This window comes from Streptomyces sp. NPDC029836, from assembly GCF_055574495.1.
Genome location: NZ_JBVHZI010000001.1, coordinates 312,483 through 324,970 on the forward strand (window position 1 = coordinate 312,483; position 12,488 = coordinate 324,970).

Below are 12,488 nucleotides of genomic sequence, written 5' to 3' on the forward strand. Positions count from 1 at the left end.
GGGCGTCACCCCGGCGCCACCACCGCGTCACCACTCGGGGTGGACGTCGTGGCTGTCGTAGCGGGTGCCGTGGGCGTCGATCCAGGGACGGAACCGGCCGGGTCCGCCGTCCGCGCGCTCGTAACGGACGGACTCGCCGGAGTCGTCGGCGACGATCACGGCGCCCGCCCGCTGGGCCGCGCGCAGGGAATGCGTCCAGTGCGGCCCGTGGCGGCCGGTCACGTAATCGGGAACCTTGCTCCGGGACATGTGCGCGACCCCCTGACCGCCGCCGTTCCGTCCGTTCGAAGGACGACTACCCGCCGATCAGGGAGCTGACTCCCCTCCTCCGCCGCGTGCCTCGTGGGCGGCCGGTGCGGGTTGCGCGGCGGCGGCGTAGCGGCGGGCCAGGTGGGCGAAGGCCTCCCGCAGTTCCGGCGGGCCGACCACTTCGATGTCGGCGTCGAACCTGCCGATGACGGATGCCAGGCCGGACCACGACCAGGACCCGAGGGCGAGCCGGCAGCGGTCGGTGCCGAGTGCCTCGACGAGGCCGTCGCGGATGTGGCGGGAGACCACGCCGGCGGGCAGGTCGAGGATCACCTCGCCCCGGCAGGGCCACTCCCCCGAGCCGTCGGTGCCCCGGAAGCGGCCCGCGACGAAGGCGGCCACATCGGCGCCGCAGGGTAGTTCCCGTCGGGCGAAGCGGGGCCCCGTGGGGATGCGCGGGGTGATCCGGTCCACGCGGAAGGTGCGCCAGTCGTCGCGGTCGAGGTCCCAGGCGACGAGGTACCAGCGGCCCGCGCGGGTCACGAGGTGGTGCGGCTCCGCTCGGCGCGGTGGGGTCGCGGCCCGGCGCCCACCGGGTCCCTCCCCGGGTCCGTCCCCGGGTTCGGCCTCCGTCAGGCCCGGGGTCGCGTAGTCGAAGCGCAGGACCTCCTGGGCGTGGACGGCTGCGCCGAGCGTCACGAGCACGCCCCCGGCGACGGCGTCGGTAGCTGTGTCCGGCTGTTCGATGGCGGTGATCCGGAGCGCGTCGATGCGGTGGCGCAGGTGGGCGGGCATGACCTGCCGGACGGTGGTCAGCGCACGTGCCGCGGCCTCCTCGGTGCCCGCGCCGCTACCGGCGGCGCTCTGCAGGGCGACCGCGAGCGCGACGGCCTGCTCGTCGTCGAACAACAACGGCGGCAGTTCGGCGCCGGCGTCGAGCCGGTAGCCGCCGTCGGGGCCCTTGAAGGCGATCACTGGATAGCCGAGTTCGCGCAGCCGGTCGACGTCGCGGCGCACGGTGCGCGGGCTGATGTCCAGCCGTCGCGCTAGGAGGGCCCCCGGCCAGTCACGGCGTGCCTGGAGGAGGGAGAGCAGGGCCAGCAACCGCGCCGAGGTCTTCTGCATGAGGTCCATACTGCCCCGGGAAGCGGTCAGGATCTGTCCTCTTTCCTTTGCCACGGATGCGCCCTCGCGGTCGCCCCTAAATCCGGTGCGAATCCGCGCACTTGCGGTGCATCCTTGGTGCACAAGCCCACTGACCGGAAGGCAGTCCCATGGACCAGCTCCCCTCCCACCCCGACAGCGAGCGCTACTCGGTGACCCTCTGCCCGCCCGCGGTCACCATCGTCTCGGAGCTCACGGCGGCGAGCGGCGTCAGCAAGTCCGACGTCATCAACCGGGCGGTCCTGCTCCTCGGTTTCATCGAGGGCGAGCGGGCCAAGGGCAACGAGCTGATGATCCGGGACACGGCAGGGGCCCTGGAGCGCATCCACATCATCTGAGGGTGCTTCGAGGGCCGCCCGGGGCCCGCCCGTCGACGGGCGACGCGTCCCGCGGTTCACCCGTCGACGCCGCCGGGGTGCGGGTCGAGGGAGTCGACGTCCTCCCTGAAGGCCCGCATCCGGGCGTTGACCACGTCGGGGTGGTCGATCTGGGGCCGGTGTCCGGTCGCGGCGATGATCTCGGCCCTGGCCCCGGGGATCAGCCGCGCCACCCGCTCCAACTGACGCTGCGGGCGCACGAGCAGGCTGCGCCGGCCGATCCCGACGCGAACGCGCGGACGGAGGCGGTCAACCTGCTCGCCATGACCGCGACGATGGGCACCAGCGTCCTCCTCTGCCAACGCGGCCCGGAATCGGCCGTCGCCGTCCTGCACCACCACCTGGATCGGATCTTCACCGCCGGCGCCCCTGCCGACGGCACGACCCGACCCGGGTGCGCGGCGCGGTACCGGCGGCCAAGTGGAGCAAGCCCGGCTGCGGATCGGCCGGGAGCCTGGTCGCATCAGCGGCATGAAAGACCCCTTCGCCTGTGACGACCCGTCCCTGCTCGCCCCGTTCGGGAAGGGCGACCGCGCGGCGGCCCGGAGGGCCGTCGCCGCCCACGCCACCGACCGCGCCGACCTCCAGACGCTCCTCGACATCCTGGGGCTGCTGCCCGAGCACGACCCGCCGCCCGCGACGCCCCCCTCCGCCTGAGCCGGGGGACGCCGTCGGGACCCCCGTCAGTCGACCGTGTCCGGCGTCGGAGCGCAGGTCGGCCGGGAACCGGTCCGTCCGTGGAGTCGTGCGGCACGGGAACGGGCAGGTGCTCGACCACCTTGCGCCCGGACCTTGCGGGTGCCTCGGAGCACCGCAGGCCTCGTACGAGGGGCGTTTCGGCGTACGGGTGAATCCGCGCCCGTCCTCGTCACGGACTACCGGGCGGATTGTCCTACGGGTATGAAGACTTCGCACACGCTGTCCCGGCCGTCCGCCCGCCCCGCGACCCGCCGCCCCCTCCTCCCCGAGCCCCACGAACGCCGCAGGCTGCGGGAGGCGTGGGGCCTGACGCCCCACCAGGTGGCCCTCGTCTTCGGCGTCCGGCCGGCCACCGTCCGCTCCTGGGAGTCGGGACGCACCACCCCCACGGGCAAACGCCGCGAGGCCTACCGGCGCTTCCTCCAGGGCCTCGCCCAGCACGCCGACGGCCGGCCCCGCCCGACGGCCCCGCCCGCCCGCCGCGCACCCCGGTGCGCCGGAGCAGGACTGCGCGGAGGCCTCGCGCCCGGCGGAGGCGGCTTTCGCCGAGCCGGGGCGACCGGAGGCGGCCACCGGAGCGGCGTGCGTCGTGGCCGTGTCCGGCGCCCGGGTGCCGACCCCGCGCCGAGCCGCCGCGGCGGCCGAGGACGACGACCACCTGTTGCCCCGCGTGGGCGCGGCCGCAGTGACGCTCGCCGCGTGGGTGCTGGTGCTCGCCCTCCTCGGCGCCTACCTACCCGCCTGGGACGGCTGAGCCCGGGGCCGCGCGGGCGCGCCTGCGTGACGTCACCGCGTCGGGTACGAAAGGGCCGCGGGGGGGCCGGTCAGGACTTGGTTGAGGTGAGGACGCCGATCTTGTCGAGCCGGTGTTCGGGGTTGTTCTGGGCGTCGCGCCAGAAGTTCCCCGCCGCGTCGTCCTCGGGCGTGAGGCAGGTGGTGACGGTGATCATCGCCCGGACGGGCACGGCGCCGGGCGAACCGGGCACCGCGGCGCGCTGCGCCGCCATGGAATCCGGCTGCCGGAAGGAAGTGGTCCGGGTGGTGCTGATCGTGTACTGGTACGTCACGCCGTCGGCGGTGATGAACACCGAGGAGCCGGCCGGCAGCGCCGGCAGGTCCCGCAGCGGTCCGCCGGCGGCGACGCGGTGGCCGGTGACGATGTAGTTGCCGACCTCGCCGGGGCCGACCCCGCCCTCGGGGCCGTGCGGGCTGGCGGCGAGGCCCCGGTCCTGGATGCGAGTGCCCGGTGCGTCGTCGGGGCTGCCCTGGTACGGGACGACGGGCAGGTCCTCCAGGCCGATGGCGGGGATGGACATCACGGCCGTCCCGGTACTGCGGGCCCGGGCCTCGGCCGGGTCGCCGGCGGCGGCCACCGGAACCGCGGCGGGGGCGAGCAGGACGGTACAGGCGGCTCCGGCGACGAGGAGCAGGCGCGGTGACATGGCGGCCTCACCGGGTGCGGGCGACGGAGGGAACGCAGGACGCCGTCGGGGTCGCGTGCCGTGGGCGCAGGGGCGTGCTGCCGTACGGGGTGGCGTGACGGGAGTCGCGGACGAGCACGGCGCCGGATCCGGTGCGGCGGCCGGGGCGGCGTCCCGTACATCGGGATTCCGGCGAGGTCTGCGTACGGGCCATGGCGGGGCCTCCGATCGGGGTGAGGACCGCCCCGGGCGCCGTCGCGGGTGCTGTGGGACCCGCGTCTCGGCCGGAGCAGGGAGGTCAGCGGTCTCCGCAGGGGCGCCTACCCGCCCCCACCTCCGGAAACCACCGGGCGGCACCGGGCGCCGGCCGCCGGAGCAGCGGCCGTTCCCCCGGCCGCCGCCCCGGCGGCCGGGGGAACGGCTCACGGGCGGGACACGACGTCCTGGCCCTGGTCGGGACCGGCTCTCCCACGCCGAGATCGCGGCCGGGCCGGCGCTGGTCGGGGGCGCGGTGGAGGCCCCCCGGGCAAGCTCGGCGCCCGGAAACCGGGTGGAGGCGGCGATCGCCGCGTACGAGGCCGGACGTACCGGCCCGTGACGGCGGCGCCGGCCGGCGCCGGCGCTCCCGGGCGCGAAGGCCGGCGGCCGTCAGCCGAAGAGCGCGGTGATGCGCTGGAGCGGGACGAAGTTGAAGTTCTGGTTGCCGCTTTGGCCGGGGGCGCCGTGGCAACCGCCCTGGCGGATGAAGACGCCCTGCGGGAAGGCCGGTCCGAGGTGGGCTGCGGTGGCGTCGATGCCTTCGGTGTCCTCGCGGTCGTCGGTCGCGGTTCCGCCGTCGACCGAGAAGCGGCCGAGGTAGCCTTCCCCTGCGTGTGACGGACCCAGGGAGCCCGAGGCGGTGTTGCGGCCACGGCGCGAACGCAGGCCGAACGGCCGCGCGCTGCCCGCCCGTCGGCCTGGACGGACCTCAGCACAGGCCCGGTTCGCCGCCCGCCGCCGCACCGCATTCGGCGCCCCCGCCGCGGGCGACCTCCGACCACAGGGTCGCCTCCACCTTGCCGAGCAGGCGGGCCAGTTCGGTGCGTTCGGCTCCGTCGAGGCCGTCCAGCGTCTGACGTTCCAGCTCGCCCCAGGCCCGGCGGACCTCGACGAGCAGGCCACAGCTGCTGTCCGTCGCCTCCACCAGCGAGGCCCGCCGGTCCGAGGGGTCGGGGCGGCGGCGCACGTGACCGGCGTGTTCCAGGCGTTGGAGCATCTTGGTCACGGTGGAGGGGTCCAGGCCGACCGTCTTGATGAGCTCGGACTGGCGGACGGCGCCGTTGTCCCACAGGTGCATCATCAGGAACTCCTGCCCCGGGTGCAGCCCCAGGTCGCGCAGGGCCCGGCCCGCCGCGATCCGGTGGAGGCGGGCCACCCGGCTGATCGCGTGGCTCACCGGCCCCTCAAGCACGGCGCTGGGCGCCGAACACTCGGGGGTGGCGCGCGGTTCCTGAGCGGCTTCCGCGGTCATGGCGGCGCTCCTCCCTCGGTCGGGACCGGCGGGTCCGGTCCATGGCCTTCGCCATGAACTTTACCCGCCCGGAAAGATTTACCTTGGCCGGCCAAGTAATGAGGTACGCTGCTTGCACAGCCAATCATTGGCCGACCAATAATCTGTGAGGCGAACATGACCAGCGCTTTCGACCCGGTACGCATCGCGGGCGACACCCTTCCCAACCGCATCGCCCTGGCCCCCATGACCCGCAGCCGCGCGGCGCAGGGCGGCCTCGCGACCGACCTCCTCGCCGAGTACTACACCCAGCGGGCCTCGGCCGGACTGCTCATCTCGGAGGGGATCCAGCCCTCCGCCGTCGGACAGGGTTACCCCTTCACCCCGGGCCTGCACAACGCGGAGCAGATCGCCGCCTGGCGCCGGGTCACCGACTCCGTGCACGCGGCCGGCGGCCGGATCTTCGCCCAGCTGATGCACTCGGGCCGGATCGGCCACCCGTCCCTGCTGCCCGACGGCCTGGTACCGGTCGCCCCCTCCGCGATCGCGCCCCGGGGCCAGGTGTTCACCGGTGAGGGCCTCAAGGACTTCGTCACGCCGCGCGAGCTGACCGACGCCGAGGTACGGGCGACGATCTCCGATTACGCCGAGGCGGCCCGCAACGCCGTGGAGGCCGGTTTCGACGGCGTCGAGCTGCACGGGGCCAACGGCTACCTGATCCACCAGTTCCTGGCGCCGGGCACGAACCTGCGGACGGACGAGTGGGGCGGCCCGACCGAGAACCGCATCCGCTTCGCCGTCGAGGTGGTCAAGGCCGTCGCCGCGGCGATCGGCGCCGAACGCACCGCGCTGCGCGTCTCCCCCGGCAACCCGTACAACGACATCTCCGAGCCCGACCCGCAGCCCGTCTACGAGGCGCTGGTGAAGGAGATCGACGGGCTGGGCCTCGCCTACCTGCACGTGTTGGAGTCCGGGCCCGACGCCCGGGAGGCGACCCTCGCACTGCGCAAGCAGTTCAGCGGGCCGCTCGTCCTGAACCCGGCCACCGAGGGACCCACCGACCACCGCGCGCTCGGCCTGATCGAGGACGGCACCGCGGACCTGCTGGCCTTCGGCGCCCTCTTCCTCGCCAATCCGGACCTGCCGGACCGGCTGCGCACCGAGGGCCCGTACAACACGCCGGACCCGGCCACCTTCTTCGGCGGCGACGCCCGCGGCTACACGGACTACCCGGCGCGCGCGTAGCCCGTACGCGGGCGCCGCGCGGGTCTCGCGGCGGGGCCGGGGTGCGACCCCGTCGCAGCCTGGGTGGCCGAGCCGCACCCCGTACGCCACCCATACCCGCCGGTCGCGTTCCGTAACGCCCTGGCCCTCGATGCAGCCGCGCGTCGCCGCGGGGTTTCGCCCGGGGTCGGGCGGGCAGCCGCCCCTGGGGCGGACTCGCAGACCGGGAGCACCGGGGGACACGGCCCGGGCGGCACCGTAGGAGGCAGCCATGGAAGAGCAGGGCGGCGCCGGAGGCGTCCCACCGCACGACGGCCACCACGCCCCGCGCCCACCGCGCACGGGCCGTCCCGATGACGAGCGCACCCGCGCCGCCGACACGGACGAGGCGGCCCGCCTCGACCGGCCGGAGCCGACGCAGGACGCGGGCTCGGGACGCAAGCGCTGGGCGGGTCCGCGCAAGGGCAAGGACGACGGACCGGGAACGCGGTCGAAGTGAGGCGGGAACCATGACGGCGGAAGACATCTGGGGCTACCACCGCGACGCGGGCCACGAGCCCGGCCTCGACCTGATCGGCTACAAGGTCGAAGCGACGGACGGCACGATCGGGAAGATCGACAAGCACTCCGAGGACGTCGGGGCCTCCTACCTCGTCGTGGACACCGGGGTCTGGATCTTCGGCAGGCACGTCCTGCTGCCGGCGGGCACGATCCGGCGGATCGACACCGCCGAGCGGGTGGTCCACGTCGACCGCACCAAGGGGCAGATCAAGGGCGCGCCGGAGTACGACCGCGCGAAGTACGTCGGTGATCCCGGTCAGCGGGAGGAGTTCGCCCGCCACTACGGCCAGGCCCACAGCTGACACCGCGCCCGACGTGACGGCGCCGGCGGACACGACGGCGCGGGCACGGGGGGCCTCACCATTCGCGAGGGGCGATCAGCTCCTCGATGTCCGCGTCCTGGAACCCGTAGGCAGCGGCAATACGCCAGAAGTCCTCGGCGATCTCCTCCCGCGCCACCGTTTCGATGCAGCTCCCGGCGGCGTCGAAATCCGCCTCCAGCAGGTTGAACTCCTCCGTCGCGGCGTGGGTGAGCGCGTACAGGGCCGGCAGGTCCGCGGGCCGCTCGGCCTCGATCCGTTCGCACAGCCGCAGCAGGATCGCCCTGGCCTTGTCGACGACCTGATCGGGGTAGTACGAGTCCGCGTAGAGCAGCCGCAGGAACGCGTGCTTCGAGACCTGTTCGTTCGTGATCGGCATGGCGCCACCGTCCCCTTGGAAGAATCGACGCGCCGATCATGCGGGACGGCACTGACAACGGCCGTCCCCGACCGCCGGGGCGGGGCCCGCCAACATCCGAACACGGCCTGCCCCGGCGGCCGTCCCGGGGCTACCCTGCGGGAATGGAACGCGCTGAAGTCCTCAAGCGAGTGATCGGCATCCTGACCGAGGCCCAGGACATCCGGCGGACGGTCGAGGCCGGCGAGGAGGACGAGGACGACTTCGGGCCGACCGCCGGGGTCGCCACGCAGCTGTTGAACGAGATGCTCCCGTCGATCAAGGTGCCCGCCGACGCCTCCCCCCAGGAGGTGGCCCGGGTGGTCGCGGTGGCGCTCGGTCCGGCCCTGCACACGATGGTGTCCGGGTTCAGCCTCGCCTTCACCAGCCTCGCCATCGCGCACGACGCGGGCCGCACCGACGTCTCCTCGATCGAGGTGCTGCAACAACTCGCCCTCGAAGTCCAGGCGGGCACCTACGACGAGGGGGCCTGACCCAGCCCTCCCCGCCCGGCGCCGACGCGCGAATGCGGCCGTACGCCGCGGGTAGGCGCAGCACGCAGAGACCCGCAGCCGAACCGAGGAGTCACCATGCCGCGCGGTTCCAGCCCCAAGCGTGAACGGCAGTACGAGCACATCAAGGAGAGCGCCGAGGAGCGCGGGGAGAGCCCCGGGCGGGCCAAGGAGATCGCCGCGCGCACCGTCAACAAGGAGCGGGCCCGTGCGGGCGAGTCCCAGACCGCCAGCCGGTCCTCGCTCCAGGACATGTCCTCGTCCCGGCGCGGCGGACTGCACTCGCACAGCGGCGCGCAGGGACCCACCAAGGATCAGCTCTACAACGAGGCCAAGCAGCGCAACATCAAGGGCCGCTCCTCGATGGACAAGGCAGCCCTCAAGCGCGCGCTCGGCAAGTGAGGCCTCGGCGGGCCGCCTTCGGCAGGTGAGCCCCCGGTGGGTGAGCCCCCTACCAGTGCGTCACCGAGCGGGCCGGCGCACGGACGGAACGGTTCAGGGCCGGCCCCCATCCCCCGAGGGCCGGCCCTGAACGCGCCGAACGCCGCTGTTCGCCAACTCGGCCACCCCCGTGGGCAAAGTTAGCTGACAGCTATCGGCGAGGTCCACGGTGACGGACTGCGGGCAGATTGTCAACTGACCGCTAATCTGCAAAACTGACGGATAGCTGAGAGCAATGCCGAGGAGGTGGAGGGAAGGGAGATGCACCGTGCCCGAGACTGATGACCGGCCCGTGCTGGCGGTGCGCCTGGACAACCTCTTCAAGACGGTTCGCCCCAAGGGCAGGCACTGGACCAACGCGGAGGTCGCCGACGAGCTGAAGCGGGCCAACCCCGATCTCAAGGCCGGCGGCGTGTACCTGTCCCAGCTCCGTACGGGCAAGCGCGCCAACCCCTCCCCCGACCTGCTGGCCGCCCTCGCGAAGTTCTTCGGGGTGTCCGTCGCCTACTTCTTCGACGACGAGGTCGCCGAGTCCGTGCTCAGCGAGGTCGCCGCGATCGAGGCGCTGCGCCAGGCCGGCGTGCGTTCCGTGGCGATGCGCGCGGCCGGGATGAAGAAGGAGAACCTCCAAGCCATCACGGCCATCATGGATCAGTACCGCCAGATGCAGGGCCTGCCGCCCGTCACCGATCCTTCGGACCCCGCGGACCCCGCGGACCCGGAGTGAGGGTCCCGGGAAAGGGCCGGCCCGCCGACCACGACCGTCGCAGCCGCCTCAAACAGCTCCGCAAGGACGGCGCACGGCGGATCGCCGCGCTCGGCCTGCCCGAGGGGGCCGACGTGGCCGAACTCTGCCGCTACGTCGGCGGCTTCCGCGAACGCCCCATCACACTGATCCCGATGCCGATGCCCGCGTCCCAGCCGTGCGGGATGTGGGTCGCCGCGCGCGACGAGGACCTGATCTTCTACGACGCCCACACGACCGGCGCGCACCAGGAGCACATCGTCCTGCACGAGCTGGGTCACATCATCTGCCGCCACCGCGGCGCCGGTTGGCTGGACGAGACGAGCTCCCGCTTCCTCTTCCCCCACCTCGATCCCGACCTCGTGCGCGACATGCTCCTGCGCGCGACCTACGACGACGTCCAGGAGCAGGAGGCCGAGGTCATCGCCTACCTCCTCTCCCAGCGCGTGGGTCGCGCCCCCGCGCAGTGCGCCCCGGCCGCGACGGGCGAGCCGTCCCGCAGGACGGACATGCTCAGCCGGATCGAACGCACCCTGTTCTGACCCGGCCGCTCACCGCCGCCCGGCGGCGGGCCGTACGCCCCCGGGTCGTACGACCGGCCCGCGAGGCGGGGTCCTGCTCGCCGTCAGGGTCGTGGGCCCGTGTCGGCCATTCTCTCCCGCCACCAGTCGACCGTCGCCTCGGCCTGCTGGTCGAACGGCGTGGCCCGGACCTCGAAGGCGGCCTCCCAGGCGCTCGCGTCGATGACGAACGGCCGCGTGAACTGGTAGCGGACCTCCTTCAGTTCGCGCAGCAGCGGCGAGAAGAGCCCGCCCACGGCCAGCGCCGCCGCGGGCAGTCCGCGTACCGCGATGGGCCCGGTGCCCGCTTCGGCGGCCAGCCGGTCGACCATCTGCCGCACCGACAGGGCGGGTTCGGTGGGAACGTGCCAGGCCCGTCCCCAGGCCCGCTCCGTACCGGCGGCCTCGGCCAGGGCCCCGGCCACGTCGGGCAGGTAGGTCCAGCTGTGCGGCACGTCCGGGTCGCCGAGCGTGGAGACGGGCCGGCCCCGCAGCAGCGGCGGTAGGATGCGTGCGGCCAGGTGGCCGCCGTCGACCACGCCGGGTCCGAAGAAGTCGGACGCCCGGACCTCGGCGGCCCGGATCCGGCCCTGCTCGTGCAGCGTACGGGCCTGCTCCCAGGCGGCGGCCCGGACCCGCCCCTTGGGGCCGGTCGCCGACAGCGGCAGCGCCTCGGTCATCGGGCCGTCCACCGGCCCGTATCCGTAGAGGTTGCCGAGCAGGACGAGGACCGCGCCGGTCGTCTCCGCGGCCGCGCACGCCGAAGCGGTCAGCGGCGGCAGGTCGCTCGCCCAACGGTCGTACGGCGGCGCGGCGCAGTGGATGATCGCGTCGGCGTCCGCCGCCACCCCGGCCAATCCGGCGGCGTCCGCCGCGTCCAGGGCGACGTGCTCGATGCCGGGCTCCGGCGCGCGGCCGGATCGGGTCACGACCCTTACCGCATGCCCCTGTCGTACGAGCAGGCGGGCGGTGGCCGCCCCGGCGGCCCCGAATCCGACAACCACGTAAATGCTCACCTGTGCACCCTACGGGTTGCTCCGCGGCGGCGCGGGGGTCGGCGGGGTACGGCCGTCATCGGGCCGCGTCCGGCGGCCGAACGGCTCCCGGCGCCGGCGCCCGGACTCGCTCGGCCGCCAGTTTCCACAGGGGTGCGGCCCGTCGTTCGGGGGATCCGGTGCGCAGCTCGTCGAGCAACAACCCGGCTTCGGCGGGACCGAGTTCGAGTTCCTCGACGATCCGGCGGGTGGTGACGTACGCGATGCCCTCGGCCAGCGCGGCGCGTTCCCAGGCGGCGAAACCGGCCCGGACGGTCTCGGCGCTCCGGGGCGTGGCAGGAGCCTGCGGCGCCCGCACCCCGTCAGGATGGGCCGCGCGTTGCCGTTCGCGTTCGATCTCGGAGAATCCGCACACCGTACGGGAGGCCTCCTCGGCGGCGTCAAGGGACGTGGAGCCGGCCAAGGCGCGCGCCAGTGGGCTGAGTTCGAGTGTGCGCCGCAGGGTGAGGCGGTGGACGCCTCGGGAGGCTTCGTCCAGGACGAGGGGCGCGGGGGCGTCGCGGGTGCCGCAGACTCCGCGTATCCCGCGGGCGGCGGCGACGAGCACGGCGCTCGCCTCGGAGGGGTGCCAGTCGAACACCCCGAGCACGCCCTCGGTGTGCTCGGCGGTGAGGGCGAAGGCGGGCGCGCCCAATCGGGGCATGAGGGCGGCCGGCGGCACCTCGTTGTCGAGGCCGGGCCCGGCGACGTACACGGTGGTCGGGATGCCGGTGGCCGCGCACGCGGCGACGGCGAGGGCGTCGCCGAGGGGGCTGCGCAGGGTGGGCTCGTCGCCGTGGGCCACGATGTCGCCGCCGACGTCGACGAGGTCGATCCGGTCGGCTCCGCACCAGTGGGCGGCCGCCGCGATCTGCCGGGCGAGGCCGGTCGCGCCGGCGTACGGGTCCAGCAGCCCGAGCCGGGGGCGCAACGCGGCGGCCAGCGGCGGCAGGAGCGAACCGGCGGGAGCGACGGGCCTGGTGGCGGGGGTGACCAGGGCGAGATCGGGCCCGGCCGGCTGCGTACCGGTGAAGTCCGTGGTCCGGCGCGGCCCGGGGACCGGGTCGACGACGAGGCGCTCCCAGGCGTAGGTCAGGACGAGGGCGGGGGCGGCGGCCCCGTGCAGGGCGGAGTGCACCACCGCCGCCGTGATGGCGTCGCCGCCGCCGCCCGCCGCGATGAGGAGCTTCCTGGTGGTCGTGTGGCGTCGCTTGATGGTCATGGCGGACACGAATATCCCGGCGAGCGGCGCACCGCCACCCTCCCGAACCCCGCAGGTGGTGACATTCCCGGAG

General features: G+C 74.1%; 20 protein-coding genes and 1 pseudogene. 11 read left to right on the plus strand and 10 right to left on the minus strand.

Annotated features, from left to right (window positions below; translation table 11 throughout):
* Positions 1 to 27: 27 nt before the first annotated feature.
* Entirely contained in the window at positions 28 to 249 is a 222-nt protein-coding gene (locus tag ACZ4XJ_RS01480; protein ID WP_362875624.1) for a hypothetical protein, read from the minus strand.
* Between the two features lie 57 nt (positions 250 to 306).
* Entirely contained in the window at positions 307 to 1,374 is a 1,068-nt protein-coding gene (locus ACZ4XJ_RS01485) for a helix-turn-helix transcriptional regulator (protein ID WP_468494890.1), read from the minus strand.
* Between the two features lie 149 nt (positions 1,375 to 1,523).
* On the opposite strand from ACZ4XJ_RS01485, the gene ACZ4XJ_RS01490 reads away from it, so the two are divergent.
* Complete coding sequence (locus ACZ4XJ_RS01490; protein ID WP_362875626.1) at positions 1,524 to 1,751, plus strand: hypothetical protein; 228 nt, start codon at positions 1,524 to 1,526, stop codon at positions 1,749 to 1,751.
* Positions 1,752 to 1,807: 56 nt separating this feature from the next.
* Here the strand turns inward: ACZ4XJ_RS01490 and ACZ4XJ_RS01495 are convergent, their stop codons facing one another.
* Positions 1,808 to 1,990: an alpha/beta fold hydrolase gene (locus ACZ4XJ_RS01495; protein ID WP_362875675.1), complete on the minus strand. Its 183-nt coding sequence runs from the start codon at positions 1,988 to 1,990 to the stop codon at positions 1,808 to 1,810.
* 271 nt (positions 1,991 to 2,261) lie between these two features.
* Here ACZ4XJ_RS01495 and ACZ4XJ_RS01500 point away from each other — a divergent pair, with 271 nt between their 5' ends.
* The 3 genes and pseudogenes from ACZ4XJ_RS01500 (at position 2,262) to ACZ4XJ_RS01510 (ending at position 3,243) form a co-directional block, all read left to right on the plus strand.
* Positions 2,262 to 2,447, plus strand: a complete 186-nt coding sequence (locus tag ACZ4XJ_RS01500) for a hypothetical protein (RefSeq protein ID WP_362875627.1) — start codon at positions 2,262 to 2,264, stop codon at positions 2,445 to 2,447.
* Positions 2,448 to 2,690: 243 nt separating this feature from the next.
* Positions 2,691 to 2,873: pseudogene (locus ACZ4XJ_RS01505) on the plus strand (helix-turn-helix domain-containing protein); the annotation flags it as partial.
* A 205-nt stretch (positions 2,874 to 3,078) separates the two neighbouring features.
* On the plus strand, positions 3,079 to 3,243 hold the full coding sequence (locus ACZ4XJ_RS01510) for a hypothetical protein (RefSeq protein WP_468494891.1): 165 nt from the start codon (positions 3,079 to 3,081) through the stop codon (positions 3,241 to 3,243).
* A gap of 70 nt (positions 3,244 to 3,313) precedes the next feature.
* Here ACZ4XJ_RS01510 and ACZ4XJ_RS01515 read toward each other — a convergent pair whose 3' ends face one another.
* The 4 genes from ACZ4XJ_RS01515 to ACZ4XJ_RS01530 all read right to left on the minus strand — a co-directional run bounded on the left by ACZ4XJ_RS01515 (position 3,314) and on the right by ACZ4XJ_RS01530 (position 5,420).
* Positions 3,314 to 3,931, minus strand: coding sequence for a sortase domain-containing protein (locus ACZ4XJ_RS01515; RefSeq protein ID WP_362875629.1), 618 nt, complete (start codon positions 3,929 to 3,931; stop codon positions 3,314 to 3,316).
* Positions 3,932 to 3,938: 7 nt separating this feature from the next.
* Positions 3,939 to 4,124, minus strand: coding sequence for a hypothetical protein (locus ACZ4XJ_RS01520; RefSeq protein ID WP_362875630.1), 186 nt, complete (start codon positions 4,122 to 4,124; stop codon positions 3,939 to 3,941).
* Positions 4,125 to 4,558: 434 nt separating this feature from the next.
* Positions 4,559 to 4,912: a phytase gene (locus tag ACZ4XJ_RS01525; protein WP_468494892.1), complete on the minus strand. Its 354-nt coding sequence runs from the start codon at positions 4,910 to 4,912 to the stop codon at positions 4,559 to 4,561.
* Positions 4,878 to 5,420 carry a MarR family winged helix-turn-helix transcriptional regulator gene (locus ACZ4XJ_RS01530; protein ID WP_468494893.1) on the minus strand — a complete coding sequence of 181 codons (543 nt, stop codon included), beginning with the start codon at positions 5,418 to 5,420 and terminating at the stop codon, positions 4,878 to 4,880. Before ACZ4XJ_RS01530 ends, ACZ4XJ_RS01525 begins: the two co-directional genes overlap by 35 nt.
* Before the next feature lie 156 nt (positions 5,421 to 5,576).
* Here ACZ4XJ_RS01530 and ACZ4XJ_RS01535 point away from each other — a divergent pair, with 156 nt between their 5' ends.
* The 3 genes from ACZ4XJ_RS01535 to ACZ4XJ_RS01545 all read left to right on the plus strand — a co-directional run bounded on the left by ACZ4XJ_RS01535 (position 5,577) and on the right by ACZ4XJ_RS01545 (position 7,486).
* A complete protein-coding gene (locus ACZ4XJ_RS01535; protein WP_468494894.1) occupies positions 5,577 to 6,644 on the plus strand; it encodes an alkene reductase in 1,068 nt (355 codons plus the stop codon).
* A gap of 250 nt (positions 6,645 to 6,894) precedes the next feature.
* Positions 6,895 to 7,122 carry a hypothetical protein gene (locus ACZ4XJ_RS01540; RefSeq protein WP_362875634.1) on the plus strand — a complete coding sequence of 76 codons (228 nt, stop codon included), beginning with the start codon at positions 6,895 to 6,897 and terminating at the stop codon, positions 7,120 to 7,122.
* Between the two features lie 10 nt (positions 7,123 to 7,132).
* Positions 7,133 to 7,486: a PRC-barrel domain-containing protein gene (locus ACZ4XJ_RS01545; protein WP_468494895.1), complete on the plus strand. Its 354-nt coding sequence runs from the start codon at positions 7,133 to 7,135 to the stop codon at positions 7,484 to 7,486.
* Positions 7,487 to 7,541: 55 nt separating this feature from the next.
* On the opposite strand, the gene ACZ4XJ_RS01550 is transcribed toward ACZ4XJ_RS01545, so the two are convergent.
* Complete coding sequence (locus tag ACZ4XJ_RS01550; RefSeq protein ID WP_468494896.1) at positions 7,542 to 7,883, minus strand: DUF5713 family protein; 342 nt, start codon at positions 7,881 to 7,883, stop codon at positions 7,542 to 7,544.
* 143 nt (positions 7,884 to 8,026) lie between these two features.
* On the opposite strand from ACZ4XJ_RS01550, the gene ACZ4XJ_RS01555 reads away from it, so the two are divergent.
* From ACZ4XJ_RS01555 to ACZ4XJ_RS01570, 4 genes are all read left to right on the plus strand, one after another.
* Positions 8,027 to 8,395, plus strand: a complete 369-nt coding sequence (locus tag ACZ4XJ_RS01555; protein WP_362875637.1) for a hypothetical protein — start codon at positions 8,027 to 8,029, stop codon at positions 8,393 to 8,395.
* Positions 8,396 to 8,491: 96 nt separating this feature from the next.
* A complete protein-coding gene (locus ACZ4XJ_RS01560) occupies positions 8,492 to 8,815 on the plus strand; it encodes a plasmid stabilization protein (protein ID WP_468494897.1) in 324 nt (107 codons plus the stop codon).
* 307 nt (positions 8,816 to 9,122) lie between these two features.
* On the plus strand, positions 9,123 to 9,581 hold the full coding sequence (locus tag ACZ4XJ_RS01565) for a helix-turn-helix domain-containing protein (RefSeq protein WP_362875639.1): 459 nt from the start codon (positions 9,123 to 9,125) through the stop codon (positions 9,579 to 9,581).
* Positions 9,578 to 10,141 carry a toxin gene (locus ACZ4XJ_RS01570; RefSeq protein WP_362875640.1) on the plus strand — a complete coding sequence of 188 codons (564 nt, stop codon included), beginning with the start codon at positions 9,578 to 9,580 and terminating at the stop codon, positions 10,139 to 10,141. Before ACZ4XJ_RS01565 ends, ACZ4XJ_RS01570 begins: the two co-directional genes overlap by 4 nt.
* 83 nt (positions 10,142 to 10,224) lie before the next feature.
* Here the strand turns inward: ACZ4XJ_RS01570 and ACZ4XJ_RS01575 are convergent, their stop codons facing one another.
* Together ACZ4XJ_RS01575 and ACZ4XJ_RS01580 are read right to left on the minus strand one after the other, a co-directional pair.
* Positions 10,225 to 11,175, minus strand: a complete 951-nt coding sequence (locus tag ACZ4XJ_RS01575; RefSeq protein WP_468494898.1) for an NAD-dependent epimerase/dehydratase family protein — start codon at positions 11,173 to 11,175, stop codon at positions 10,225 to 10,227.
* A gap of 55 nt (positions 11,176 to 11,230) precedes the next feature.
* Positions 11,231 to 12,415, minus strand: a complete 1,185-nt coding sequence (locus ACZ4XJ_RS01580) for a DUF1152 domain-containing protein (protein ID WP_468494899.1) — start codon at positions 12,413 to 12,415, stop codon at positions 11,231 to 11,233.
* Between the last annotated feature and the right edge of the window lie 73 nt (positions 12,416 to 12,488).

Coding starts and splice junctions, on each gene's coding strand:
- ACZ4XJ_RS01560 (WP_468494897.1), top strand. CDS start 8,492: ATGCCGCGCGGTTCCAGCCCCAAGCGTGAACGGCAGTACGAGCACATC.
- ACZ4XJ_RS01485 (WP_468494890.1), bottom strand. CDS start 1,374: ATGCAGAAGACCTCGGCGCGGTTGCTGGCCCTGCTCTCCCTCCTCCAG.
- ACZ4XJ_RS01490 (WP_362875626.1), top strand. CDS start 1,524: ATGGACCAGCTCCCCTCCCACCCCGACAGCGAGCGCTACTCGGTGACC.
- ACZ4XJ_RS01515 (WP_362875629.1), bottom strand. CDS start 3,931: ATGTCACCGCGCCTGCTCCTCGTCGCCGGAGCCGCCTGTACCGTCCTG.
- ACZ4XJ_RS01550 (WP_468494896.1), bottom strand. CDS start 7,883: ATGCCGATCACGAACGAACAGGTCTCGAAGCACGCGTTCCTGCGGCTG.
- ACZ4XJ_RS01500 (WP_362875627.1), top strand. CDS start 2,262: ATGAAAGACCCCTTCGCCTGTGACGACCCGTCCCTGCTCGCCCCGTTC.
- ACZ4XJ_RS01520 (WP_362875630.1), bottom strand. CDS start 4,124: ATGGCCCGTACGCAGACCTCGCCGGAATCCCGATGTACGGGACGCCGC.
- ACZ4XJ_RS01530 (WP_468494893.1), bottom strand. CDS start 5,420: ATGACCGCGGAAGCCGCTCAGGAACCGCGCGCCACCCCCGAGTGTTCG.
- ACZ4XJ_RS01480 (WP_362875624.1), bottom strand. CDS start 249: ATGTCCCGGAGCAAGGTTCCCGATTACGTGACCGGCCGCCACGGGCCG.
- ACZ4XJ_RS01580 (WP_468494899.1), bottom strand. CDS start 12,415: ATGACCATCAAGCGACGCCACACGACCACCAGGAAGCTCCTCATCGCG.
- ACZ4XJ_RS01555 (WP_362875637.1), top strand. CDS start 8,027: ATGGAACGCGCTGAAGTCCTCAAGCGAGTGATCGGCATCCTGACCGAG.
- ACZ4XJ_RS01540 (WP_362875634.1), top strand. CDS start 6,895: ATGGAAGAGCAGGGCGGCGCCGGAGGCGTCCCACCGCACGACGGCCAC.
- ACZ4XJ_RS01535 (WP_468494894.1), top strand. CDS start 5,577: ATGACCAGCGCTTTCGACCCGGTACGCATCGCGGGCGACACCCTTCCC.
- ACZ4XJ_RS01545 (WP_468494895.1), top strand. CDS start 7,133: ATGACGGCGGAAGACATCTGGGGCTACCACCGCGACGCGGGCCACGAG.